This window comes from Halorussus sp. AFM4, assembly GCF_051194995.1.
GTDB lineage: Archaea > Halobacteriota > Halobacteria > Halobacteriales > Haladaptataceae > Halorussus.
Genome location: NZ_JBNTJT010000005.1, coordinates 268,976 through 292,110 on the forward strand (window position 1 = coordinate 268,976; position 23,135 = coordinate 292,110).

Genomic DNA, 23,135 nt, shown 5'->3' on the forward strand with positions numbered 1-23,135 from the left:
ACAATCATACTGTCCTGGCGTGTAACACTGAAGCTTTTTACAAAATCAGATGCGAAACTGCTGTCGGGACCACTTACTGTTCAATTCCAGCAGCAGGATAGTGATATTGATCTATCTTCAAGAATCTATTCCTTCGAATCTTTATATTCGTACTCTCTGGTGGCCCCCCAATACTGGCCAAACCGGGCGACAAGTCGGTCGGGCTTTTCGGCGAACAGTCGCTCGCCTAATGGTCGGCCCCTCCGGTGTAACTTAGCCCGTCGTCCCCTGATAACGGAGTCGAGGACGACGCGGGTTTCCGCTGTGAACAGGTTCTCGTCGTGCATCAATATAGCGAACTCCGCAAGGTCGTTCTCGTCACCGATGACATCCGAGAGAGTCTTCAGTTCTGCCCGGCGAGCTTTCATTGGGCCGACCCAAATACTCCGCAGTAGTCGGGTGTGGTAGCGGTGGTATTTGATCCGCTTGCGCCACTCGTGGAAGGCTTCGAAGTCAGGGTCTTCGTACGCTTCTGGCATCCGGTTGCGTGCCCGCTTGTATGACTTCCGCAGACCACCGGCGACGCCATCGTAGCCATCCGTGGCGATAGGCAGGTAGGGGACGTATTCACGGCCTTCGACCAAGTCCGCCCGGACGTTCGCTAGTCGCTGGTCAAAATCCTGTTCGGCTGCCACTTCCTCACGACGGTTGACGAGCGTCTCCTGGATCCCATCCAATGTGTCCGCTGAGAGTCGCCCATCGTCATCTGCCGCTGGCCGGACGTGGTCATCAAAGGTTTCGATGGCAGCCTGTGCGTCCCGGATGTCCGAAATGCGGCGGGCAGCGTCCCGGTAGTGGGCGTTCATCTCACTGTATGTCGGCAACACCGGCCGAACAAGCCGTGCGGCAGCACGTACCTCCTTGCAGCGTTTGCGAACCTCGTGGACCGTTTCGTGGCGATCCATATCCCCATCGATGTGCTCGATGCCGGCCTCGATTTTGCCCTCGACGATCCGCTTGATTTCATCAGAGACCGGTTCGTCAAGCTGAATCGTATATTCCATTAGCCTGACTGTGGCTCTCTTTTCGCTTAATATCTGGGTACAAAACCGACCTATGCCGCCTTACCCACACCCGACATCTCGGTATCCAATCGGTCGTCTCCCCGCTACCACGTGCCTCGAACAGCCACAATAGTTGAGACTGTCAGTCTCAATACGTACTGACTCGTCTGCAAGATGCTGAAAGTATCACTTTCCTTAAACTATTACGGAGTAATCCTGCCGCTGCCTCCCATTCTCAATAGAGCAGATCTTGAACACATCTAGATACAGATACTTTCTCGTGGTCAATTCGTCGATTCAATTCCGCCGATTACGCCAGTCGGGAAGTACCGACGTTACACTTCGGGGATCAGAGCCATTTGAGCTGGCCGTTACAGCACAGGCGCGACTCATCTGCCGTCTTGCTGATTGTTTGCATAAAAACTGAGCACTACAGCAAGTGCCACTAATCCCACACCAATGGTCAAACCGGCATAGAGAACTGTCTTCTCCTCAGCTATTGCGATAATAACGGCGAATACTGCTGTCGTAAGTATACTCACTAGCAAAATTATTTCATTTACAGTATACCCAGACAGTATTCTTTCGCTCATCAAGCGCCGCTATAAGCTACAGAAAGATAGAATTGAGGGTGATTGAGCGGAGTTCTACTGATTCACTAGCTTATCTGTATCGGTGTGAAATCATCAGTAGCCGGTTTCTGAACGTACACTCTGTACGTCGCACTAAGACCGAGAAATTCGAGTGACTGACTCGCGCACTCTATCCAGCAGCGTCTCGGGAAGCCACCGAGCACCTGTCAGTACCTGTGTGCGGGCTACAGGAAACGTGCACAAATGTTCCACAGGGCGTTGAGCCACGCGTTCTGCCCGGTGCTACCAGCGTTCACGGCGGTGTTTATGCCTTCAGAGAACAACCTATGTACATGATTGCTGAAGGGTTGCTCCCAGTTCTCCAAACGGCAGTGACTGACCAACTCCTCCTGACCGTTCTGCAAGGGCTCGTCGTGGTCGGATTCCTGGGAATCAGTCTCCTTGCCGCTCACCTACTGGTTCGGGCTGTCCGGACTGACACTGGCGAGTTCCGCACCCGCGACGCCAAGCTCATGTTGGCCGGTGCGAGCCTCCTATTCGTCCTCGGATTTACGCGGCTGACCGTCACCGATGAAATCCCTGCGGAGACCCTCGCGAGCGTCGCGCTGGGGTTCGCCGGCGTTGCATATCTCCTCTACACCACGCGCCCCGAACTATTCGAACGAGCCGAGGGGGACAGAACTCCCGGGTCCGTTGAAGAGCCAACCGACTGATTTCCCGCCCGGTCACAGGCTCCGCCCGTCTTGATCGAACCCCGACTCGCGTTTCAGTGTGTTCTCATCGGCCAGTCTAGCAACTGTGTGCAGCAATGCCGTTCGCGAGCGACTGTAGAGTCCACACTCAGGCCTGTGGTTTCTGGGCCGTTGGCGTCCAGCGGTTCTGGACCAGTAGATACCACTCAGCACGGAACGGATATATCCTCATACGACGGTTATGTTATCATGACTACCCCTGTCGCCTCTCGGGCGGGCGGGTCGCTTGGCTACATCCCTATCGCGGGCATGTTGGTCGGGGGTCTGATGTTTGCCTACGGCCTCCTGCTCGTTTCTGTGTCGCCCTTAGGCGCCGTCTGAATCGCCACGGCTGGTTTGTCTATGTTCCTCGGAGCACTGTTCGCCACCGAACTATCGGGTCGCCGCTTGGGACTCTCGACGGCCACCCGGAAAATCCTCTCGTGGGCATTCATCGGCATCGCCGCGATTCTCCTCCTCTCGTTTCTCGTAATCAACGGGATGGGGTTTGAGGCGAACGTGGCGTCGTCAACCACATAGGGGGCGACACGATACACCGGCGGCACGAGCTCTGTGTGTCGGCAACCGACATGATTGCTGAGTCAGCCAGCCTCAAGCGATCTCTGATTGTTGGTTGCATCCGCTCTCCGTAGAGGATTCCCCTTCTCGAAGGAGGACGGCTGTGTGAAACGCGTGATTTAACAGAGACATATCCGAAAGACACTTGTGCGACGCACGCGCGCTGCATTCAGCACGCGGCTCTTGACAGAGACCGAGTAGGTTGCTTATCGAAACGATACATCGCTACTCTGTATTGAGCAGTTGAACGAATACTTGAGCGTGTCGCCGCCACCCTCTCATCGTGGTCTTGACACGTGAGTCTCGCCGTACCGTCTTCCGCCGGATTGCCCAGCTATCGTACGTCGACTGGCCGACGTACGAGTCCTCTCCGCTGTTCGATCGCTCATCTCTCCCCGCACTGGAATCGGATGTTCGCCTCGTTGCGGAAACATGGTTCCAGCATGACGATCACGAGGCCGTCGAACCATTCGTCCATGCAGTGCCGCTTGCATACGTCCAGTTCGATCACCACGATCGATACACAGGGTCGATGAGCTACGAGATGGAGGCACTGTTTCGCCTGTTCCTGCTGAAAGAATGCTATGGCTGGGACTACGAGACCGCCCCCGTCGAATACCTCACCAAACATCCCGATCTCTGCGAACGGATAGGTTTGGAGTCAGTGCCCGATCAATCGACCCTGTGGCGCAGCTGGCACCATCGCTTCACTACTGAACTCCAGAATACCGTCGAAACAACAGCGCGAACGGCTCTGTTGAAATCCTCAACAGCTAACAGATTCTGACATCGGTCGTTAAGTAGAGTGGATAGAGTTAATGTCTGAGGAAGTGTATAAGACCATATGTCCAAAAGTCAAAGTGAACATGGGACCCGAAACAAGATGGGGCTGGGCATTGCGGTCGGGACTGGAGTTGGAGCGGCCCTTGGCGTTGCGATGAACGATTTAGCACCGTGGATGGCTATCGGCTTGGCAATAGGTGTCGCTCTGGGTGCAGCGTGGAGTTAAACAGGGAGACAGTAGGTAGTTCGATGCCATTTTTAGGAACATACCGCGGTCAGTTCGCACACCTACCTAACGGATGTTTCACCGCAGATAGTGTTTGACCAATAGGATTTCAACAGAGCCGAGCGGGTACAAGTCGATCAAACGGTTCATGGCTGCCACCACGTCGAAGGATTTTGGGCTTCGTTTCTTCTATTTCGCGTTCGCGTGTCTGCTGTACTCGATTTGGCGAGCCGTGGATTTACTCGTCCAAGTCGAGTTGACTGGTGAGTACGAGCACGCGCCGGTCGTGACGGCTGATAACACATTGACGCTGCTGAAGAAGGAGACAGGAATCGGATAGCAGGGTCCTCGCTCTGGGTCAGCGCAGATTTTCGAGTGGCAACGCTATCGAGAATCTCGGGAAAACGACTATTTGGTTGCTAGTGCGACACGAAGAAGCGAACGAAGAGAGATCTGAAGCAGTTTCTGTTCACTGATTCGGCTGAAACCACGCATCATAGCCTCGCTAAACCCGCTGTAGTCTCAACTTCACTAACGGATACCTTTTCCACCATATCTGTATTCATGAGAACTAGCGAGGTGAAAGTTCGGTCGAAAACCTACTCTGATTCATATCACCTTGACACATCCTGATGCTCGAAGACAGGGTTACTCCTCCTATCCCGTTCCCTCACGGAGCATCTCGGCGAACTCGTCGGGCATCGCTGTCGTCTCGATTCCTGTCGCTGCTCGTTCGATGTCGTACGATACGCGGATGAACTCGCTGTCGAGTTTCTCACCATCCGCTGACAGCACGACGTAACACGCCCGATTGTCGTTGTCTTTTGGTTTCCCGACGCTCCCTGCGTTGATCACGTGGCGTCCACTTGGCAGTACCTTATGATACGGGAGGTGCGTATGTCCACAGACCAGAACGTCGGTTTCTGCGTTGTCCAGGAGCCGTTCGAAGCTGGCATCGGGACGGTCTTCATACAGATACTCGTTTATTTTACGCGGACTGCCGTGGACGAGGAGTACCTGCAGGTCACCGAGTTGAAGCCTGATCTCCGATTCCAGTCCCTGTAGAAACTCTCTGTTCTCCTCCGTAATCTGTTCGTTCGTCCACCTAATAGACTGTTCGCCCAGTTGTTGCTCATCTTCCGTCTCGTACGCACAACCGCAGTCGTTACTGTTGTTGCCGACGCCTTGATCGTAGTTGCCCATGATAGTGGGGATCTCCCGCGAGCGCACGAACTCCGTGACTTCGTTGGGTGACGTCCCGTATCCGACGAGGTCGCCGAGACAGTACAGATTCTGATCGACACCGCGCTCTGCCATATCGTCGAAGACGGCTTCTAGTGCAGCAATATTTCCGTGAATGTCGCCAAAAATCGTTGCTTGGTTCATCTGCAGACCTCCGGATGTCTTTCTGTCATCAGGATTCTCAGCCCTGCTGTTTGTACCTTAGAGAGGGCGCGACGATTCAATTCTTACTATGTGGTCTATATACGTGTGGGAAAATGCCAAGTGACTCTGAGGCCTCCAACGCATTCATCCATCGTATTCTCGGTGACTGTATGTCTTTTTCGTCAAATTTTGTTTTAGTGGCGGCGAAAGATTCTTAGCGTGATATGATATATGGTAACATATGGGAGAGCCCATCCATCGGGATGCAACGATTGCTAGTGAAGCCGTTCGGTATGCCCTCATCACGGATGCATTCACTACCAAAGAGTTGGTGAAAGCTCTAGACACTTCCCTCCCTAATCGTACAGTAATAGAAGTGCTTCAGGAACTGGAGCGTGAGGGTTGGGTGGAACGAGAAAACGAAGAATCGGAGGTCTGGATTAGCGGAAAGCGAACTCATCGGCTTCGTTGCGAGGAGGTTCCACTCTCGTACACGACGCTCTGCGACGCCCAAGGTGTCTGTTAATATTTTCTCAGAGTCAATCAGGTAGGTTGAGGCATCCTCGCGTATCAACTAACGAAATCTTTAACATCTGTAGAGAATATCAAGCTGACGGCGTGGATGCATTTCTGCCGCATAACATTTCGATAAATAGAGTACGTACGCAAGGTCGTACTTGGGGAAGCAGAACGGAGTACTAGTGGTACCGATTGGGCGAGCTATATCCCTCATAGCAACTGTTTTTCCGCTTTCGGTTGCCCGAACTGTTGATGGCGTCTAACACGTCAGAGAACGGGGAGTGGGGAACAGCTACGAGACGCAAGTTCTTGCTCGCAACGGGGGTTGCAGGACTGGGGGTCGCTGGACACGTCAGCGCAGCGCAGGACCAAGAACTGTCGGGAGAAATTTCGATTTCGGGGAGCAGCACGGTCTATCCGGTCTCGACCGCAGTCGCTGAGGAGTTCTCCCGGGAGCATCCGAACGTGAACATCTCGGTATCACGGGACGGTACCAGTGCCGGGTTCAACAACGCGTTCCTTCCGGGGAACAGCGACATCAACGACGCGAGTCGGCCAATTTCGCGCGAGGAAATTCAGCAGGCGGTCGATACCGGGTTCTGGCCCGTCGAGTTCCAGATTGCCAGCGACGCCTTGACTGTCATCGTCAACAGCGAGAATGACTGGGTAGGTGAGTGCATGACGACCGAGCAGTTGGCACAGATCTGGTCGCCGGATACTGCGCCCGAGACCTGGGCCGACGTGAACTCCGACTGGCCCGACGAACAGTTCGAACTCTTCGGTCCGGCCACGACTTCTGGCACTTTCGACTACTTCACAGAAGAGGTCGTCGGCGAGGAGGACAGCATGCGGTCGGACTTCGAGGGGACCGAGCAGGACAACCTCATCGTGCAGGGCGTCGGCGACAGCCAGTACGCAATGGGATACGTCCCGTTCGCGTTCATCCAAAATAACCCGACTCAGAACGTGCGCACGCTTCAGATAGACAGCGGCGATGGCTGCGTCCAGCCGAACCTCGAAACCGCCAAGAGCGGCGAGTATCCGCTTGCACGTCCGCTGTTCATTTACGTGAACAGCCAGCGGCTACAGAACAAGCAAGCGCTGCAGGAGTTCGTTCGGTTCTACCTGAATCAGACCGATAGCACGGAACTCATCGCCAACCAGATTGGATACGTTCCCCAATCGGAGGAGGACGTCCAGAGCGATCTCCAAAAACTGGAGCAGGCGATCAACGGGCAGCTCACCACGACGATACCGACCACCACCGCAAGTGAAAACACGACCGCAGAAGGCACGACAACGTCAAATTGAGCTTCAAACGGTTTCGATGCCGACTGAACAGGGGGACGAAGATCGCGGATTGATTAATCAATTTTTCATGATTACGAACGACTACAAATGAGTGGGGAATCTAGCCGGGGTACGGAGCAATCATTCCAGCGCAGCGGAGTCGCCGTCAGGAAAGAACGGGTGTACAAGTACATCCTGTTGAGTTGCGCTGCGCTAACCGTCTTCGTCACGTTCGGAATCATCGGAGCGCTGATTGGAGATACGCTTGTGTTCTTCCAGCGGGTTTCGATACTGGACTACCTCACCGGAACCCACTGGGAGCCAGCAATCAAGCCGTACCGGTTCGGCGTGCTTCCGCTCGTCAGCGGAACACTGATCATCACAATCGGGTCGGCATTGGTTTCGCTCCCAATAGGACTCGCGGCTGCTATCTACTTGAGCGAGTACGCTAGTGACCGCGTTCGTTCGGTTATCAAGCCCGCCTTAGAGGTCCTCGCTGGCGTTCCCACGGTCGTCTACGGATACTTCGCGCTGGTGTATATCACGCCAGCACTTCGGACGTTCTTTCCTCTCGGAACGTTCAACGCCATGAGCGCGTCCGTGGTTGTCGGCATCATGATCATTCCGATGGTCTCCTCGATCAGTGAGGACGCGATCAGTTCCGTCCCTGACTCGCTTCGGGAGGCAGCCTACGGCCTCGGTTCCACGAAGTTCGATGTCTCTACGAAGGTCGTCGTGCCAGCGGCGTTTTCCGGCGTCATCTCATCGTATGTCCTTGCGCTCTCGCGGGCCATCGGCGAGACGATGGCCGTGACCATTGCTGCCGGGCAGAGCCCCCAGATGCCATACTTTCCGGACGTCATGAAGAACTTCTACGAATCGACCGAAACCATCACGGCGGCGATGGTCAACATCGGCCTGAGCGACATTACGGGGTCAACGCCTGCCTTCTATGCCATGTTCGCCCTAGGACTGACGTTATTCGTCATGACGTTCAGCATGAATCTCATCGCAGAGTATATTCGCAATCGATATCGGGAGGTATACCGCTAATGGCAACAGACACCGACGCCGAGGGGTTCCTCCAGGGTGGTGCGTCCCGGACCTACGAAGAACTTCGGGGAAGATTGTTCGAAGTCATTCTACTAGGCGCAACCCTCATCGGAATCGTCTCGCTTGCCGTGCTCCTAGGCTACGTCACCGTTGACGCGTTAGCCCTATTTCAGCCCGAAGGGTCGTGGCTCAATTGGGAGCTGCTGACGAATTCGTATTCTCGATTCCCGGAAGACGCGGGTATCTATCCAGCGATAATCGGCTCGTTATTGGTTGTCGGCGTAATGGCGCTGTTGACGTTTCCAGTTGGGGTAGGAGCCGCAATTTACCTTGAGGAGTACACGCCGAACAACCGATTCACGCAGTTAATTCAGGTGAACATTAGCAACCTCGCTGGCGTCCCCTCGGTTGTCTACGGACTGCTCGGCTTGGCACTGTTTTTGAAGACGCTGAACATGGATCGCGGACTCGTCATCACGGCTGGGGTGACACTCGGCCTCCTCATTCTCCCAATCGTCATCGTCTCTGCGCAGGAGGCACTCCGGTCGGTCCCCGATTCCCATCGACAAGCATCCTACGGGATGGGTGCGAGCCGGTGGCAGACGATTCGCAACGTCGTCCTCCCGGAAGCGCTTCCGGGAATCCTGACGGGGACGATTCTCGCACTCGGACGAGCCATCGGGGAGACGGCCCCTCTCATCATGATCGGGGTGGCGACGACGGTGTTCCGTCCGCCGACGGGGCTGTTCGAGAAGGCCACCGCGCTCCCCCTGCAAATATTTGCGTGGGCGTCGTTCCCTCAGCCGGAGTTTCGGTTCGGCGTGGTCGCCGCCAGCGTCGTCGTGTTGCTCGGATTAATGTTACTGTTGAACGGGACGGCGATCCTCATTCGATACCGCTACGAACGGGGGAAGTAACGACGAGAACTATGAACGAACGCAACACCACTGACACGGACACGAACGGCGGAAGCGACTTCTTAGTAGATATGGAGGTTGATCCGGAGGTCACAGAGGCAGCCGCGGAGGGGGGTCAAGAGGCTGAAACCAAACCGATTATCGAAGCGCGCGACTTGAGCGTGTGGTACAATGACGAACAAGCGTTGGAAAACGTCAGTATGGAAGTCCGGAGGAACAAGGTAACCGCTCTTATCGGCCCGTCGGGATGTGGGAAATCCACCTTCATGCGATGCATCAATCGGATGAACGACTTGATAGAAGCCGCTCGCGTCGAGGGAGAACTTCTCTTTGATGGGCGAAACGTCTACACTAGCGACGTCGATCCTGTTGTGCTCCGGCGTCGAATCGGGATGGTATTTCAGACCCCGAATCCGTTTCCCAAGAGCATCTACGACAACGTCGCATACGGATTGCGAATTCAGAACAAGGACGACAATCTAGACAAAAAGGTGGAAACAGCACTCAAGCGCGCAGCACTTTGGGACGAAGTCAAAGATAGACTTGACGAGAGTGCGCTCGACCTTTCGGGTGGACAGCAACAACGACTCTGTATCGCACGGGCAATTTCAGTTGACCCAGAGGTTGTCCTCATGGACGAACCCGCTAGCGCACTCGATCCGATTGCAACCGCCGAGATCGAAGATCTCATTGCTGAACTCTGTACTGACTATACCGTGGTCATCGTGACGCACAATATGCAACAGGCTGCGCGAATCAGCCACAACACCGGTGTATTCCTCACTGGTGGAAAACTCGTTGAATTCGGTCCAACGAAGAAGATTTTCCAGGATCCAGACGATAGCCGGGTCAACGATTACATTACCGGAAAGTTCGGGTAATCCGGGTAGACGTATTCTTCTGTTCGTTCTAATTGCGCTTGAGGCCTCTAACTGAATGCTATCAATTAAGAATGGTTCGACGAGATATGCAACAAAGCGTTAAAACAGTTGAAGAACTATTCAATTGTGTGGTCTATTACCACGGTCTTTAACCCGATGACGGCTTCCCAAAACGAACGAGTAACACGAAAAGTCCAGCTCGCCGGAGGAACGACGTACACCGTCTCACTCCCGAAAGAATGGGCGATAGAGCAAGGACTCGAAGCCGGGTCATCAGTCTATATCGAACCCCACGGAGATGGGTCTCTGCTACTTCATCCACAGGACCAAGAGGACGAGGAGAGAGAGTATGTACAGGTACCAATAGAGGGATTAAACGAGATTCATGTGGCGAGGATAATCCGGGCAATCTATGCTAACGGTTTTCAACAAATTGATTTGATTACTGCAGAAGAGCTTACAACTGATCAGCGACGGTGCGTTAGGGAAACAGTTGGGAAGCTCATGGGAATTGAGATTATGGAAGAGACCGGAACCAGAATTACATTGAAAAATATCCTCGATACGTCGGACATCTCGCTTCGACAATCGGTGGTCCGGCTAAAATCCGTTGTTCTATCCATGCAACGGGATGCGATAACTTCATTTGTCGAGCAGAACACAGAACTTGCACGCCAAGGAGTTATCACGCGTGAAGCCGAGGCAGATCGCATCTTCGCCATGGTCTCAGGTTATTTTCACCGAACGATGACTTCGTATGACGCGGTAGACGATCTTGGACTCGACCGACCAACGATTTTCGAGTGTTACATGTTAGCTCAACATCTTGAGCGAATCGCTGACTCCGCAGAAGATATCGCAAATGTTGTCCTCCAGATGAAACAGTCTCCGCCGAGTAAATTGAAAACCGAAATCGAACAATTAGGGTTGGACGTCACCGACGTAGTACGACGAGCTGTAGATGTAACGTTGGGCCACGAAGATTTAGAAGCCGTTTTCGATACGTTAGAGGAATCCGAGAAAATCACGGAGGATCTCGCCGCGCTAGACCAACGAATGAGCAACCAGATTGGACTAAAAGACCGTTGGCAACTCTCTATCTTGGAGAATCTGAATCGAATAGTCGATAACGGAATATTCATCGCCGAGATTGCTGTTCAATCTGCTCTATGAATATGCGGTACGGCGGTAGGATCATAGTTTCTTAGCGGTCTTCTTGATGTTGTGGAGAGCGAACATCAAGACGATTTCACGGAACTGCCGATACCAGAACCGCGAACGCAAGGCGGAGGCTTGCGTTCGCTTTGTCGTTGAGTAAGACGTCTCCGCCATCCACCGCTGCGGGTAGCCGTTCGTCCGGTTGAGTGCGTTGTGTGCCACAGCCATCAATTTCGATCCACGATGATGGACGCGGTAGTCGAGATCGTACGCGGACAGTTCGTATTCGGTATGCCAGTCTTGGAAACCGTTGTCGGCGACGACGGCCCGCAGGTCGTCCGCATTCCGGCGGACGACCCGCGGGCCAGCCTTCGTATCGTGTTCCCGCTCGATACAGCAATGCACGTCCAGCACCGCCAGCGACTCTGTATCAGTTAGCGTCGTCGCTTTGATTGTTGTGACTGTCCGGCTCTGACGTTGGAGATAATACTGCGAGGCTTGGTCACGTTCGAAGAACGTGCTGTCAAGGGCGACGTGGCCAGACTGGCGGAGTTGCTGCGCGGAGACGCGCAGCAACGCCCGCCACACGTACATCGCGTATCGATCAAGTGAGTGGTAGAACGTGGTTGGGTCAGGCAACGCCTCGGGATGTATGCCGAGGCGGTCGCACACCTCCGGCATAAGTCCGAGCCGATCAACCAGTTCCGTAAAGGTGTGACCCTCTTCCTTGCGAATACAGTGCGCGACGATGTGGGCCTCGCGGGGAAGCCCGCCTGACTCGGGCTTCCCCGCGTGATTTCCCAACGCTTGTTTGGCTACACGTAGTGCCTTCTCAATGAGGTCGAGGAGCGCGACTGCCACACTCGACTTCTCGACCTCATTCTCTCAAACCGTTACGAAACAATCCTGACGCCGTCTGTCGTTTTCAATAGAGCACCTTTTCGGGGTCTGAAAGATCGTCCTTGCTGTCGACGTTCTCCTCGGGGAAGGCGGCAAAGCCTGTCCTCCCGTTGATTGCCAAGTCCTGACCTTCGTCGGTGTCTTTGACCTCGACGGTCAGGTTAGAGCTGTGACCGCGGAACCGGTATCGGCCGATCACTGCTTCGATGAATTCGCGACCCGAAACTTGAGGCCAGTTGGATGCTGTAACGATTTTCAAGACTGCCACTTTTGTTCACCTGAGAACCTCTCTCACTCGGTTTTGAGAGTGACAAACCACCCCAATCGAGACCGTGACAGTCAGTTTGGAGATGGCTCAAGCTCCCGGTATCTTTATCCAGCCACTCGCATCATCTGGGTCGGAAATACTTGGTTTCAGGGTTGACTTTGTAGGGAACGTAGTGTTCTGGGCGCCCTTTCACGATGATGGACTCTCCTCGACGGTCCGGGAGTTCCGAGGCGATATCGAGCGTGTGCCAGACGCCGCCGATAGGCATCTCGACCCACCAGTGAGCGTTCCCGTGGTGGTCTGGATCGATGACTGGTAGCGGCGACGGCGCCCGGTCCATGTCGAGTAGCCCACGGATTAGCAGAACCACGCGGTCGTCGAACCTCTCCTCGAGCTCGTCGGAGAGCGCAATCGCGTTGTATGGACACTCCCCGAGCAGTTCTTGCCCTGTGCCACCTCGCTCCCGTAGTGCTGCCTCGATCGCGTCTTCGGCGCGTGCTCGCTCGTCGCCCATCGTTACGCCTCCACGGCGTCGGCCGGGAGTGGTTCAACGTCGAACGTGTGGACGTGGCTGTAGAGCCGGTCGAACGCAGTGTCTCCGACCGAACTCACGAGATGTCGGTTCGTCCGCGTCTCGTGAGGGTTACCTCCTGCCTTGTTCCAGCTCTCCAGCGTGAACTCGCGAGCTTCCAACCCGCCGTCAGGCTGGTCGTAGACGACCGCGATGACCGGCGTTCCATGGTTCTCTGCTTGGTAGGCGAGTCGGACGTCACCGTGGTCGACGTCGACGCGCTCCCAGCCGTTGACCGACACCGGTGGGTCGTCTCTGAACGCTTCCCGCTTTCGCTCGGCCTTCACCGCTTCTGCAGCGTCCCGACACTTCTCCCGGATAGCGTCGGCTTGCTCTTGCTCGACCTCCTCGAGGACGTCCTGGCTGATGGTGTCGGCTGCCCAGGCGAGAATCGTTCGAGCCTTCTGCAGTTGCTCTTCGTACTCGCCACGAAGAGTGCCGAAGTTCCGCTCACGAGGCGACAGCGAGAGAACCATCCGCCGCCAGTAGCCGGGGTCGCCATCGATGTCTTCGCCATGGTCGGGCGCCCACTCGGTCATTGACTTCCGGATCTCCTCGTGGTGAGTCGGCGCCGTTTGAGTCTCTGTCCCGCCGGCCGAGAGGATGCGTTCTGCAAGGTCGATTTCGCGGTCGGCAGTATCCTTCGGGACACTGTCCGGGAGCGGCACGTCGACGTAGAACGGGAGGTCGTGTTCAGACTTACACTCCTGCATGAACCCGGCAGGAAGCGGTGGTTCATCGAGGAAGACCGCCTCATACGGCGGGTCGGTGGTAGTAGCGTTCAAAGTTATTCCTCCACCTGCCTGGAGGGGGAGACAAACGCCCCATCACTCCTCGGAGAGAGGCTGGGTCTTTTCGGCGTACTCGGAGATGAGATCGACGACGTGCTGACTGTATAACGCCTCGACGTGGTTGATATTCCAGAGCCCCGTCTTGTAGATTTCTGGCTTCGGCGATTCGTGGCCAAGCCAGCCGTCCTTGTACAGGTCGGGGTTGGTTCGACGGAAGTGGCTAAGCGTCGCGATGGCGTTCTTTTCGACCGTTGCACGGTCGCTCTCGGGGCCCGGTTCGTCGGGGATGTTCACCCAGAGGAACGGCAGGTCGCGAATGTAGTCGCTGACCCGTTGCTCGAGCGGATGCTCTTGTTCACGGATGGTCGTCGTTTCGACGTCGAGGTCGCGCAGCGGCGTTCCCCAGTGGTGGTAGTCATCGTGGAGGTTATCGCGTTCGATGAGTGCACGGCCGACGTGGAGTCGGAAGATCGACCCCCGGTGGTTGCCGCCGCCGGCGTACTTTCCACGGAAATTCCCTCGGTGCTGCCGGAGCCTGTTCCAGAGCGTGTTCGAGCTGCCCTCGGAGACTCCGACGGTCCCGACGCGAGTAAGGTGCCAGTCTCGCGCCGGCGCTGACTCCAGATCGGAGTCAGACGAGAAGAAGAAGTACACTCCACGGTCCGGCCAGTCGAGCGACCCAGTTGCGTTTCGCAGGTATCTGGGCCCATCTACGGCATCGTTTACATCCGCGAGAGTGGCGTACAGTCGTTGAACTGGGTCTGGCCGGCTATCGAGTGGGGTGGAAACTCCGAGGAATATCATATCGAACTCCGAGTCGGAATGGGGCAGTTAGTCGTTGAGTCGGGCGATCTTGCGGGCGTTACGCTTGAGCGCGTTCAGGCGGCGAGCTGTCGGCGACGTTTCGTACTGAACGATGATGTCCGCGTTCGCCGGGACATGGTCTGCATGTCTCGGACAGCGGTCGCCGATGAACCACTCGGAGAGCGACTCCCCGCTCGTATCGACGAGCGCGTAGCCGATGCTGTTGTCCGAGACGCCTTCCATCCACGGACAATGCGGACACGAGATCGCCGTCCGGAGATTCACGAGTCCGTCGACGCGGGCGAACACCGCTGCAAGGTCGGCAGGTTCACCCTCCGTTGGTGTTGATTTCCCGATGACGTGTTCGGAGTACCGGGTTTTCAGCGCTTCTGCTCGCTGCTTCAACTGGTCGAGGTCGGGCGGGCTCTCTAGGCGACTTTCGGAATAGCGGTCGGTCGTACTGCTCATGAGCTTCTTTCCCCCTTCTCGTTGCTGGGGGATCTCTGTGTCGCGTTCGCACCTGGCATCCCGTCGACGACGTCCGGTGGGAGGTCTGCGTACGAACTGAGCGAGTCGATGGTGTTTTCGACTGCTGCGGTGTACAACGCCATGACGCCGCTCGCGAGTGACAGCGCGTTCTGCCACTTCTCTTCTTCCATCCCGAAGATTGCATCTTCCGTCGAATCGGGGCGATAGTTCACAACGACCTGCCATCGACCACCGCTACGGGACGCGATATGGCAGAACACACAGCTATACTCTAGTGCAAACCGATACCGTTCTCCGTTACCGATTTCGGTCTCAAACGCCCAGTTGTCCGGCGCAGCGTCTTGGAGCTCTGGAATAAGCCTCATGAAGTGAACCCTCACCCACGCTGGGGACCAAAAACGACGGGCTGCTTACCAGTACTTGGCAGCTCGGTTTTTATTTAGTCTACATTTGAGATGGGAATAGAGCGCCGATAAGTACGTGGTGCAGATCTTTCGTGTTAGACATCAAGTACAATTCAATACCTCAAACAACGGTCACTATCCCCCATGCGACGCCGAGCGCAACAAGTGCCCCGCCGAGATTCCCGAGCGCGTTTACTGTCGCCTGCCGCCGATACCCGTCCTCCCACAGCCGAACGGTCTCGAACGAAAACGATGAGAACGTCGTGAACGACCCGGCGGCCCCAACTCCAACGAACAACAGAATGTCGCTGTTCACGCTGGCGAAGGCCACCACTCCAAGGACAAAACTCCCAAGAACATTTACCGTCATCGTTCCCAATGGAAATCCATCCCCTTCCACGGCTTGGGCCACGTAATGCCGACAGAGCGCCCCGAACGCACCGCCTGTCCCCACAAGATGCGCCGGGTCAACAGTCACCACTACTGCTCCCCCCGCTCAAAGACGGCCACGGCTTCACGCCCGACAATCACGCCCGTGAATCCAAGCGCGTAGGTTCCGACCACGTTCACAAGCGCCAACTCCGGCGTCAGCACCGTCTCCAATGCGAACGTACTGTACGTCGTGAACGACGAAAGGAAGCCTGTTGCGGCGACTAGTTTCGTCTCGCCTGCTAACACACCGAGATGGATGGCCTCGTACAACAGGAAGCCGAGAGCGAAACTCCCAAGCGTGTTCACAAGGAGAGTCCCCTCGATTCCGGGAAGTAACTGCCCGACGAAGTACCGGAGGTTCGACCCAGCAAAGCCGCCGATGCCGATCAGGATGATCGTTTCGAGTGTCACGAGCGGATGTGTATCTGTCATAGGGGCCTCTGAAAAGGAGTCATCAACCGGCGTCGCCGGTAGTTGGAGCAGGCGGACTCCATCGCCCGGTTGCTACCGGAAGATTCTGGCGTTTCCAAATATATATTACGGAACTAGTCAGTGACCATCTATCGTCCGACGAAATTACGGGGGTTCAATTCACGTTCTGTACTTAGCGGTGATTCCAGCAGCGATTCTGAATACAGAACCCGTGTTCTTATCTACTCTTACGGCGGTGTGACAAATCCGTCGTGGTAGTCGAGAGCCGCGTAGACTGCCTGGACTGCCTCAGCCAAGTCGCCGTCAGGGGATTCGTCGTTGTCGGTGATCTCCTTGAGGAGCCTGTCGGAGATGTCGGCGAGCTCGGCGAGATAGGTTCGGTCGATGGCAGCCTTCTGTTCGGTGTTGTACGTTGCTTCTTCGGGGGCGAGGTACTGTCGCGAGCGGAAGGTGAGCGAGCCGTTCGCCCACTCGTCCCAGAGAACTTGGAGGTTGGCCGTCCAGGTGTCGGTATCCAGCAGGTCTGCTGGGTTGATTCCTGTCACCTCTCCAGCGTCGGCATCGACGCCTATCACTGCGAGGATGTTACCGGCCGGCGCGACGTAGAACTGGGGATTCGCTGAGGAAATATCAGTGAGCCCCATGGCTTCTATAGCTGCTTCGTGGTCTGGGTTGCCGTTTTCGTCGGTCGGATAGTCGGTGACACTCATTAGATACCCTCACCTCCCCTGGGGGAGAGAAACCGAGGGAGCTTTTAGTTGAGACTGACTCAGTAGGCGCGTCGGGTTTTCGCATAGAATGCGATGAAACCGAGCGCCCCGATCGCAACGACGGCGAATGCCACGAGGGAAAAGAAGAACAGGCTATATGAATTTGGAAGGCTGGCGGCTACCACTGGCAGGCAGATGCCGAGTAGGAGGGCACCTGCGATTAAGAGAGATTCGGAGGAACTCATGACTGATTCTCGTAACCTACAGAATTTAATGATTTATATCCTGAAATTCAACTTTTCTAGTAGGTGTTCACGAGAAGGTCGGGCAGCCCAACCAACCGCTCGAGGTCTCCATCTCGAAAATCGAGGGTGAGGCGGCAGTCATTCCCTTTCGAATCTCAAACACCGGCTTGAATGCCGAGAATCTGGGTTCCCTATCTTCGATGAAAACTGCGAATGTATCTCTGGTGCTGTTAGCTGCTCAACGCAGTAACGATATCTTCGACTGAGAATAGTCGAAGATTCTCTCGCTCTGCAGCCGCCTCCCTGACGGATTGTTTGAATCCGTTCCGTGAGAATAGCGCGTACTTCTCGACTCGACTGCTGCCGTCGTTTGGCGTCCAACGGAGTTCATCGACGTGTCGTTCAAGCTTCGAGAGGGCGTCGTACCCGAGTGGCGATTGCTGGAATTTACACTCGCCGGCAATTAGGGTTTCTCCCGCAGTGAGGCCCACGACGTCGATCTCGTGTTCACCGTACCACCACTGCCCGGTCTTCGTGATCGTGTACTCCGGATAGAGGGACCGCAGGGCCGAACAACATAACTCCTCGAACGACCGACTCACGAAATTAGCCATCTCCGGTTTAATGAGCACGTCGTACGCGTCTCCCCCGAACTCGTCGTATTGCTCGCTGGTCCCGTAGACGAAGTGGAACCAGAAGCGGAAGAACGGGTCCCGAATACGGTATCGGCTTCGTTTGCTCCGTTCTTTTTGCTCGGTGATCGGCACGTGCTGATCAACGAGACGAAGCCGGGAGAGTCGATTGAGATACTTCGAGAGCTGGTTATAGTCAATACCCGTTGTCCCTGCAATCTCGTTCCGACTGGTGCTTCCGCCGGCGATAGCCTCTAAGATCGAGAAGTACCGCGTCGGTTCCGTGAGCTCCATTCGAAGTACGTAGTCTGGTTCATCGTGGAGGGTTCCATGGCGTGAGAGAATTGTCTGCTGGATGTTCTCTGCAAGCGTCGAGTCGGGGGAGACCTCTTCGAGGTAGTACGGGACACCGCCGAACACGCCCCACGTAAGGACCTGCTCGTCTACGCTGTACGTATCGTCGAAGAATTCCATCGCGGCGTCGAACGGTAGCTGTCTAATATCGAGTTTGAGTGAGGAACGGCCGTACAGTGGACTGTTTCCGAGGAGGGCAGCCTCTTCCATCATGCTGATCGATGAACCGACGAGGATGAATGTCGCGGCCGACTCGTCGAGTTCGTAATCGAACATTGCCTGTAACACGGAGGGGAGGCTTTCGTCCTGTTCGACCAAGTAGGGGAATTCGTCGAGGACAATAATCGCGTTTTGCTCGGCGAGGTATCGAAGAATCTCCTCCCAGTCTTCTCGTATCCGGGTCACACCTGAATATGATTCCGCGGCTGCGTCGATGAACTGCTGGAGTTGGAGGGCGCTTGTTTTTTGCTTCGCCTGATAGACGACGGCGTCGTCGTACTGGTCGAGTGACTGCTTGACGAGCGCCGTCTTACCAAGTCGCCGCCGGCCATATATTACTGCGAGTTCGGCGTCATCTGACTCATAAAGTGCGCGGAGCCGCGAGAGTTCTTCGCTCCGATTCACGAAGTCTGGCATACTTGCTCTTATTCACTGTCCATCTATAATACTTCCCCTAATCGTACTCTGAAGTACGATACTTCGGAGTATCATTACTATATCCCGCTATGAAGCTCTGGAAGAGAGTTCCTGATCAGGATGGGGAGAACTATTTCGTAGTTTCGCCGGCGCCATATTCGCCTTCGGCGTGGCCGTCATGGTACCTTCCGTCTTCCCAAGCAACGTTCACAGCGGCGTAGTCGAGCATAAACTCGAATATGCAGTCTCCACAAGTTGCCTCGACAGTGATGGAGGCTGGTTCGGAGACCTCGCGGAACACGAGAAAGTCGAGGGTCCTACTGTCCCAGTCCGGAGAGCAGGGCTTCACGTATTGGTGGCCCTTCACAAGTGGATTCTCTGTATTTGGAGCCGTAGTATTGACCTATCGAAAGGATGGGATTTTGCGCTACTCTTCGTCGCGGTTGGGATCGAGGCTGCGAGTCCGGTCGACGACCTCCTTTTCGAGATAGTCCATCCCCTGGCGGTGCTGGTCGCGAGCGTGCTCGAACGTCCGGCCCTTCGCCTTCACCTTGTGCTTGTCCTCGTCTCGCGTTCCGGTGCCGCGCTTGACCCGCGTGGTGATGGTGACTCCGACGTCGGTCCGTTCGACATGCGTTTCTTGGTCGTACTCAGCGGGAAGCTCGTGGGTCGGAATTTCGTCTTCAGTCATGGTTTTACAGCAGGCTAACGGGCCTGCTCTCCGAGACCTGTTGGTCGTCCAGGTCCACGACGTCCGCCGCTACACTAACCACATGACGTGGGCAGAGAGACGGTGACGCGCCGCCGCTCCCGGCGCGGCGATACAAACTCTACTCTTGGACAGCCGATTGTGCCGCGTCGATGAGTTCGCCTGGTGAATGTGAGAGAATGTGGTGAACGATTGGCGGCATCACGATCGGCGCTTCGATGTTCGTCTGATTGTGCGCTTGGGTCACGCAGTTCTTGGGGATATCCTCCAGCACTGGGATTGGGAATGGCTTTTGGTCGGCCACCCGGTCCCCGTCGTTGTAGAGCAGGAGCTTTACTCGCTCCCCGGTCACGGAGAGGTGTTCCTCGTCGAACCCGATTTTGACGGTCTCTCCGTTTTAGATCTCGCTCCGAGGAATCGACCTCGTCTCATGTCACCTTCCCGCCTCGTTTGGGCGCGTACGTTGCTTGTCTTGTTCCATCGGGAGAAACGTCGTCAGGTAGCCATGGTGAAATCTACGGATTCCTCCGGACGCGTACCGAGAGGGATTACTGGACACCGGCAGGCGACAGTTCGTTTGGCCACTAGTGAGCAAATGGCGACCGCCGGAGTTTGCTTCGAACCGGGAATTGCGCTTCGGTCGTCACGCTCCGTCCGCCGTCGGCCGCACGGTGTCGTCACTGTCCGCTTCAGCGCCCTCGTCGCGCGGAGTTGAGTGATACAGCGTCTCGCCTGACTCTTGGTCGAACAGGTGGAGTCGGTCCTCGTCGAAGCCGAGCGTCACTGCGTCTCCGACCGCGACGTCCCTCCGGGGTTCGACCTTCACTTGGAGTTCGTCCGACCCGACCTGGCAGTGCAGCAACAACTGCTCGCCGAGCGGTTCGGTCACGGTCACCTCCGCCGTGAACGTCGCCGCACTGTCGGGGAGCTGCGACCCGAACTCAATGTCCTCTGGGCGGACGCCGAACGAGGCGGGCGTGGCATGGTCGACGTTCATGCGATTCGGACCGGGAAGGTCGACGGAGAACCCGTCGTGGACGGCGGTAATGGCGTCCCCGTCGGCCTGCACCTCGACGGGGAGGACATTCATCGCCGGCTCACCGATGAATTCGGCGACGAAGCGGTTCTCGGGGTAGTCGTACAGCCGCTGGGGCGGGTCGACCTGCTGGAGTTCGCCGTCGTTCAGGACCGCTACCCGGTCCCCGAGCGTCATCGCCTCGGTCTGGTCGTGCGTGACGTAGATCGTCGTGGTCTCCAGTTGGCGGTGGAGCTTGAGCAGTTCCGCGCGCATCTCCACCCGGAGCTTCGCGTCGAGGTTCGAGAGGGGCTCGTCGAGGAGGAATACCTGCGGTTCGCGAATCAGCGCACGGCCGATCGCGACGCGCTGGCGCTCACCTCCCGAGAGGTTCTTCGGCTTGCGCTCGAGCAGTTCCTCGATGTCGAGCGTCTTGGCGGCGTCGACGACGCGTTCGTCGATCTCGGACTTCGAGAAGTCGCTCGCCGACCGCATCCCGAACTTCATGTTCTCCGCCGCGGTCATATGCGGATAGAGCGCGTAGTTCTGGAACACCATCGCGGTCTCCCGGTTCTTCGGCGGCACGTCGTTGACGACGCGCTCGCCGAGCCTGAGCGTCCCCTCGGTGATGTCTTCCAGGCCCGCGATCATCCGAAGCGTCGTCGACTTCCCGCAGCCCGACGGCCCGACGAAGACGATGAACTCGCCGTCCCGGATCTCGAGGTCGATACCCTTGACCGCTCGTACCGCACCGAAGTGCTTCGTGAGGTTCTGGAAGTTGATGCGTGCCATTCTTACTTCTGCTGGATCGCGAACGTTTCGAGGAGCGGACGGTGCAACGCGTACAGGACGACGAGCGGCGGGAGCAGCGCGATGACCGCCCCGGCCATGATCAATCCCCACTGTGTCAGTCCGGACTGACTCGCGCCCTGGAGGTACTTGATACCGACCTGGACCACCTGCTTCTTCTGCGCGCTGATCACGATCAGCGGCCAGAGGTACTGGTTCCACGCGTAAACGAACGTGATCACCGAGACCCCCGCGATCATCCCCTTCGACATCGGGATCAGGACACGGAACAGGAACTCCATCGGGCCGACGCCGTCGAGTCGCGCGTTCTCGACCAGCGACTCTGGGATCGACATGAAGTGCTGTCTGAATAGGAACACTGCGGTCGCACTCGCGATGTAGGGGCCCGTGATCGACAACAGCGTATTTGCCCATCCGAGATCCGCCATCAACTGGAATAGCGGGACGATCCGGACCGGCACCGGGATCAGCAGGGTGAGGAGAATGAACATGAAGACGGCCCGCTCGTACGGCAGGCGGTAGTACACGAGCGCGAGCGCCGCCAGGAGCGATAGCGTCACCTTCCCGACGACGATGATCGACGCCATCATGAAGGAGTTGATCATGTACCGCAGCAGGTTGTAGTCGAACAGCGCGGTCCAGTAGTTCGAGAACCCGGCGCTCCCGAAGCCGACGTTCGTGACGTCGTACACCTCCGTCGGGGTCTGGGTGCTCATGAACACTGCCAGGACCAGCGGGAGCGCCATCAGGGCGACCGAGATGACGAGTCCGAGGTGGACGAACAGCTGGTCGCCGAACAGATCGCTGACTCGAACCCGGGCCGACGCCGTCGATTCGGACGTTCGTGTTGTCATATTATGTGTAGTGGGTGTGGTTGTCGGTGAAGCGCAGTTGGACGTACATCAGTATCGAGACGATGACGAACAGGATGACCGACTCCGCCGACGCCTTGCCGAGGCTGCTGTAGGCGAACGCGTCACGGTACAGCTTGAAGATAAGCAGGTTCGTCGCGTTGTCGGGCCCACCGCTGGTCATCAGGTCGACGATCGGGAATGTGCTGAAGAACGCGTAGATCGTGTTCATGACGATGAGGAAGACGAGCGTCGGCGAGATGAGCGGAACGTACACCCGGTACAGCATCGTGAGCCGGCCGACGCCGTCGAGTTTCGCGGACTCGGTCAGCGTCTCGGGAACGTTGTTCAGCGCCGCGACCAGGAAGATAATGTTGTACCCCAACTGCTTCCAGATTGCGACGATCGAGACGACCGCCAGCGCCTGCGGCCCGCTCGTGAACCAGTCCAGCGAGAGCCCGGTCGCGGACTCGATCGCGTACGTGATGACGCCGAGGTTGGGATGCAGAACGAACAGGAGTATCGTCGCCGCGACGGTGGTCGGGAGCGCGTAGGGCCAGATCGCGATCAGGAGGTAGCCCGACTCGCCGACCTCTACCTCGAAGAGGAGGTACGCGACGAACAGCGCGGCCGTGAGCGTCCCCGCGACGACGATCGCCGCGAACACGAACGAGACGAGGACGCTCGTCCGGTAGGCCGGCGACGTCGCGAGCGTGGCGTAGTTCTCCAGTCCGACGAACGTCTGCCTCGCGCCCAGCAGCAGCGTCTGGAAGAAGCTCAACCGGAACGTCTGAATCGCCGGGTAGTACAGGAAGACGGTGAGGACGACGAACGTCGGGAGGAGCAGCAGTCCTGCACCCAATTTCGAGTCGAACGGTTTCGTGAATTCTGCCATAAAGGGTGTAACGTCTGGTCGTTAGTCA

Annotated in this window: 28 protein-coding genes, 1 pseudogene and 1 riboswitch; of the genes and pseudogenes, 9 read left to right on the forward strand and 20 right to left on the reverse strand. The window is 56.6% G+C overall.

Going from position 1 to position 23,135, the window contains the following annotated elements:
- Nucleotides 1–125: 125 nt before the first annotated feature.
- Both ACQUQF_RS21470 and ACQUQF_RS21475 read right to left on the reverse strand, forming a co-directional pair.
- Nucleotides 126–1,043 carry a CHAD domain-containing protein gene (locus ACQUQF_RS21470; RefSeq protein ID WP_435181250.1) on the reverse strand — a complete coding sequence of 306 codons (918 nt, stop codon included), beginning with the start codon at nt 1,041–1,043 and terminating at the stop codon, nt 126–128.
- Between the two features lie 389 nt (nt 1,044–1,432).
- Complete coding sequence (locus ACQUQF_RS21475) at nt 1,433–1,636, reverse strand: hypothetical protein (protein WP_435181251.1); 204 nt, start codon at nt 1,634–1,636, stop codon at nt 1,433–1,435.
- A 332-nt stretch (nt 1,637–1,968) separates the two neighbouring features.
- Between ACQUQF_RS21475 and ACQUQF_RS21480 the strand changes: the two genes are divergently transcribed.
- From ACQUQF_RS21480 to ACQUQF_RS21495, 4 genes and pseudogenes are all read left to right on the forward strand, one after another.
- The gene (locus ACQUQF_RS21480) at nt 1,969–2,349 is read left to right on the forward strand and encodes a hypothetical protein (RefSeq protein WP_435181252.1); all 381 of its coding nucleotides are present in this window, start codon (nt 1,969–1,971) and stop codon (nt 2,347–2,349) included.
- A 381-nt stretch (nt 2,350–2,730) separates the two neighbouring features.
- Entirely contained in the window at nt 2,731–2,907 is a 177-nt protein-coding gene (locus tag ACQUQF_RS21485) for a hypothetical protein (protein ID WP_435181253.1), read from the forward strand.
- 571 nt (nt 2,908–3,478) lie between these two features.
- Nucleotides 3,479–3,733: a transposase gene (locus ACQUQF_RS21490; protein ID WP_435181254.1), complete on the forward strand. Its 255-nt coding sequence runs from the start codon at nt 3,479–3,481 to the stop codon at nt 3,731–3,733.
- A 343-nt stretch (nt 3,734–4,076) separates the two neighbouring features.
- Nucleotides 4,077–4,295 (forward strand): annotated as a pseudogene (locus tag ACQUQF_RS21495) (transposase); the annotation flags it as partial.
- A gap of 317 nt (nt 4,296–4,612) precedes the next feature.
- On the opposite strand, the gene ACQUQF_RS21500 reads toward ACQUQF_RS21495, so the two are convergent.
- Entirely contained in the window at nt 4,613–5,341 is a 729-nt protein-coding gene (locus tag ACQUQF_RS21500) for a metallophosphoesterase family protein (protein WP_435181255.1), read from the reverse strand.
- Nucleotides 5,342–6,112: 771 nt separating this feature from the next.
- On the opposite strand from ACQUQF_RS21500, the gene ACQUQF_RS21505 reads away from it, so the two are divergent.
- The 5 genes from ACQUQF_RS21505 (at nt 6,113) to ACQUQF_RS21525 (ending at nt 11,174) form a co-directional block, all read left to right on the forward strand.
- A complete protein-coding gene (locus ACQUQF_RS21505; RefSeq protein WP_435181256.1) occupies nt 6,113–7,171 on the forward strand; it encodes a phosphate ABC transporter substrate-binding protein PstS family protein in 1,059 nt (352 codons plus the stop codon).
- Nucleotides 7,172–7,258: 87 nt separating this feature from the next.
- Nucleotides 7,259–8,203, forward strand: coding sequence for a phosphate ABC transporter permease subunit PstC (pstC, locus tag ACQUQF_RS21510; RefSeq protein WP_435181257.1), 945 nt, complete (start codon nt 7,259–7,261; stop codon nt 8,201–8,203).
- A complete protein-coding gene (gene pstA / locus ACQUQF_RS21515; RefSeq protein ID WP_435181258.1) occupies nt 8,203–9,120 on the forward strand; it encodes a phosphate ABC transporter permease PstA in 918 nt (305 codons plus the stop codon). Before pstC ends, pstA begins: the two co-directional genes overlap by 1 nt.
- Before the next feature lie 11 nt (nt 9,121–9,131).
- Nucleotides 9,132–10,001, forward strand: a complete 870-nt coding sequence (pstB, locus tag ACQUQF_RS21520) for a phosphate ABC transporter ATP-binding protein PstB (RefSeq protein ID WP_435181259.1) — start codon at nt 9,132–9,134, stop codon at nt 9,999–10,001.
- Between the two features lie 156 nt (nt 10,002–10,157).
- Complete coding sequence (locus ACQUQF_RS21525; protein ID WP_435181260.1) at nt 10,158–11,174, forward strand: PhoU domain-containing protein; 1,017 nt, start codon at nt 10,158–10,160, stop codon at nt 11,172–11,174.
- Nucleotides 11,175–11,195: 21 nt separating this feature from the next.
- On the opposite strand, the gene ACQUQF_RS21530 is transcribed toward ACQUQF_RS21525, so the two are convergent.
- The 17 genes from ACQUQF_RS21530 to ACQUQF_RS21610 all read right to left on the reverse strand — a co-directional run bounded on the left by ACQUQF_RS21530 (nt 11,196) and on the right by ACQUQF_RS21610 (nt 23,107).
- On the reverse strand, nt 11,196–12,020 hold the full coding sequence (locus ACQUQF_RS21530) for a transposase (RefSeq protein WP_435181261.1): 825 nt from the start codon (nt 12,018–12,020) through the stop codon (nt 11,196–11,198).
- Between the two features lie 64 nt (nt 12,021–12,084).
- Entirely contained in the window at nt 12,085–12,327 is a 243-nt protein-coding gene (locus tag ACQUQF_RS21535) for a hypothetical protein (protein WP_435181262.1), read from the reverse strand.
- A gap of 121 nt (nt 12,328–12,448) precedes the next feature.
- Complete coding sequence (locus ACQUQF_RS21540; protein WP_435181264.1) at nt 12,449–12,841, reverse strand: hypothetical protein; 393 nt, start codon at nt 12,839–12,841, stop codon at nt 12,449–12,451.
- A 2-nt stretch (nt 12,842–12,843) separates the two neighbouring features.
- Nucleotides 12,844–13,683 carry a hypothetical protein gene (locus ACQUQF_RS21545; protein WP_435181265.1) on the reverse strand — a complete coding sequence of 280 codons (840 nt, stop codon included), beginning with the start codon at nt 13,681–13,683 and terminating at the stop codon, nt 12,844–12,846.
- A 42-nt stretch (nt 13,684–13,725) separates the two neighbouring features.
- Entirely contained in the window at nt 13,726–14,493 is a 768-nt protein-coding gene (locus ACQUQF_RS21550) for a hypothetical protein (RefSeq protein ID WP_435181267.1), read from the reverse strand.
- Nucleotides 14,494–14,520: 27 nt separating this feature from the next.
- A complete protein-coding gene (locus ACQUQF_RS21555) occupies nt 14,521–14,961 on the reverse strand; it encodes a hypothetical protein (protein ID WP_435181269.1) in 441 nt (146 codons plus the stop codon).
- Nucleotides 14,958–15,347, reverse strand: coding sequence for a hypothetical protein (locus ACQUQF_RS21560; RefSeq protein WP_435181270.1), 390 nt, complete (start codon nt 15,345–15,347; stop codon nt 14,958–14,960). Before ACQUQF_RS21560 ends, ACQUQF_RS21555 begins: the two co-directional genes overlap by 4 nt.
- A 160-nt stretch (nt 15,348–15,507) precedes the next feature.
- On the reverse strand, nt 15,508–15,867 hold the full coding sequence (crcB, locus tag ACQUQF_RS21565; RefSeq protein ID WP_435181271.1) for a fluoride efflux transporter CrcB: 360 nt from the start codon (nt 15,865–15,867) through the stop codon (nt 15,508–15,510).
- On the reverse strand, nt 15,867–16,250 hold the full coding sequence (locus ACQUQF_RS21570; RefSeq protein ID WP_435181272.1) for a fluoride efflux transporter FluC: 384 nt from the start codon (nt 16,248–16,250) through the stop codon (nt 15,867–15,869). The genes crcB and ACQUQF_RS21570 overlap by 1 nt, the downstream gene beginning before the upstream one ends.
- Before the next feature lie 6 nt (nt 16,251–16,256).
- Nucleotides 16,257–16,325, reverse strand: a riboswitch (Fluoride riboswitch).
- 152 nt (nt 16,326–16,477) lie between these two features.
- Nucleotides 16,478–16,960, reverse strand: a complete 483-nt coding sequence (locus ACQUQF_RS21575) for a hypothetical protein (protein ID WP_435181273.1) — start codon at nt 16,958–16,960, stop codon at nt 16,478–16,480.
- Between the two features lie 59 nt (nt 16,961–17,019).
- A complete protein-coding gene (locus tag ACQUQF_RS21580) occupies nt 17,020–17,205 on the reverse strand; it encodes a hypothetical protein (RefSeq protein WP_435181274.1) in 186 nt (61 codons plus the stop codon).
- 230 nt (nt 17,206–17,435) lie between these two features.
- Entirely contained in the window at nt 17,436–18,827 is a 1,392-nt protein-coding gene (locus ACQUQF_RS21585; RefSeq protein ID WP_435181275.1) for an ATP-binding protein, read from the reverse strand.
- 427 nt (nt 18,828–19,254) lie between these two features.
- Entirely contained in the window at nt 19,255–19,518 is a 264-nt protein-coding gene (locus ACQUQF_RS21590) for a DUF7389 domain-containing protein (RefSeq protein ID WP_435181276.1), read from the reverse strand.
- Between the two features lie 139 nt (nt 19,519–19,657).
- On the reverse strand, nt 19,658–19,888 hold the full coding sequence (locus ACQUQF_RS21595; RefSeq protein ID WP_435181277.1) for a hypothetical protein: 231 nt from the start codon (nt 19,886–19,888) through the stop codon (nt 19,658–19,660).
- 291 nt (nt 19,889–20,179) lie between these two features.
- Nucleotides 20,180–21,343: an ABC transporter ATP-binding protein gene (locus tag ACQUQF_RS21600; RefSeq protein WP_435181278.1), complete on the reverse strand. Its 1,164-nt coding sequence runs from the start codon at nt 21,341–21,343 to the stop codon at nt 20,180–20,182.
- 2 nt (nt 21,344–21,345) lie between these two features.
- On the reverse strand, nt 21,346–22,215 hold the full coding sequence (locus ACQUQF_RS21605) for a carbohydrate ABC transporter permease (RefSeq protein ID WP_435181279.1): 870 nt from the start codon (nt 22,213–22,215) through the stop codon (nt 21,346–21,348).
- Between the two features lies 1 nt (nt 22,216).
- Nucleotides 22,217–23,107 carry a carbohydrate ABC transporter permease gene (locus ACQUQF_RS21610; protein ID WP_435181280.1) on the reverse strand — a complete coding sequence of 297 codons (891 nt, stop codon included), beginning with the start codon at nt 23,105–23,107 and terminating at the stop codon, nt 22,217–22,219.
- Nucleotides 23,108–23,135 lie beyond the last annotated feature (28 nt).

Coding starts and splice junctions, on each gene's coding strand:
- ACQUQF_RS21610 (WP_435181280.1), bottom strand. CDS start 23,107: ATGGCAGAATTCACGAAACCGTTCGACTCGAAATTGGGTGCAGGACTG.
- ACQUQF_RS21525 (WP_435181260.1), top strand. CDS start 10,158: ATGACGGCTTCCCAAAACGAACGAGTAACACGAAAAGTCCAGCTCGCC.
- ACQUQF_RS21480 (WP_435181252.1), top strand. CDS start 1,969: ATGATTGCTGAAGGGTTGCTCCCAGTTCTCCAAACGGCAGTGACTGAC.
- ACQUQF_RS21490 (WP_435181254.1), top strand. CDS start 3,479: ATGAGCTACGAGATGGAGGCACTGTTTCGCCTGTTCCTGCTGAAAGAA.
- pstC (WP_435181257.1), top strand. CDS start 7,259: ATGAGTGGGGAATCTAGCCGGGGTACGGAGCAATCATTCCAGCGCAGC.
- ACQUQF_RS21500 (WP_435181255.1), bottom strand. CDS start 5,341: ATGAACCAAGCAACGATTTTTGGCGACATTCACGGAAATATTGCTGCA.
- ACQUQF_RS21590 (WP_435181276.1), bottom strand. CDS start 19,518: ATGACTGAAGACGAAATTCCGACCCACGAGCTTCCCGCTGAGTACGAC.
- ACQUQF_RS21540 (WP_435181264.1), bottom strand. CDS start 12,841: ATGGGCGACGAGCGAGCACGCGCCGAAGACGCGATCGAGGCAGCACTA.
- ACQUQF_RS21600 (WP_435181278.1), bottom strand. CDS start 21,343: ATGGCACGCATCAACTTCCAGAACCTCACGAAGCACTTCGGTGCGGTA.
- pstA (WP_435181258.1), top strand. CDS start 8,203: ATGGCAACAGACACCGACGCCGAGGGGTTCCTCCAGGGTGGTGCGTCC.
- ACQUQF_RS21470 (WP_435181250.1), bottom strand. CDS start 1,043: ATGGAATATACGATTCAGCTTGACGAACCGGTCTCTGATGAAATCAAG.
- ACQUQF_RS21560 (WP_435181270.1), bottom strand. CDS start 15,347: ATGAGGCTTATTCCAGAGCTCCAAGACGCTGCGCCGGACAACTGGGCG.
- ACQUQF_RS21585 (WP_435181275.1), bottom strand. CDS start 18,827: ATGCCAGACTTCGTGAATCGGAGCGAAGAACTCTCGCGGCTCCGCGCA.
- ACQUQF_RS21485 (WP_435181253.1), top strand. CDS start 2,731: ATGTTCCTCGGAGCACTGTTCGCCACCGAACTATCGGGTCGCCGCTTG.
- ACQUQF_RS21555 (WP_435181269.1), bottom strand. CDS start 14,961: ATGAGCAGTACGACCGACCGCTATTCCGAAAGTCGCCTAGAGAGCCCG.
- ACQUQF_RS21550 (WP_435181267.1), bottom strand. CDS start 14,493: ATGATATTCCTCGGAGTTTCCACCCCACTCGATAGCCGGCCAGACCCA.
- ACQUQF_RS21505 (WP_435181256.1), top strand. CDS start 6,113: ATGGCGTCTAACACGTCAGAGAACGGGGAGTGGGGAACAGCTACGAGA.
- ACQUQF_RS21580 (WP_435181274.1), bottom strand. CDS start 17,205: ATGAGTTCCTCCGAATCTCTCTTAATCGCAGGTGCCCTCCTACTCGGC.
- ACQUQF_RS21475 (WP_435181251.1), bottom strand. CDS start 1,636: ATGAGCGAAAGAATACTGTCTGGGTATACTGTAAATGAAATAATTTTG.
- pstB (WP_435181259.1), top strand. CDS start 9,132: ATGAACGAACGCAACACCACTGACACGGACACGAACGGCGGAAGCGAC.
- ACQUQF_RS21575 (WP_435181273.1), bottom strand. CDS start 16,960: ATGAGTGTCACCGACTATCCGACCGACGAAAACGGCAACCCAGACCAC.
- ACQUQF_RS21570 (WP_435181272.1), bottom strand. CDS start 16,250: ATGACAGATACACATCCGCTCGTGACACTCGAAACGATCATCCTGATC.
- ACQUQF_RS21605 (WP_435181279.1), bottom strand. CDS start 22,215: ATGACAACACGAACGTCCGAATCGACGGCGTCGGCCCGGGTTCGAGTC.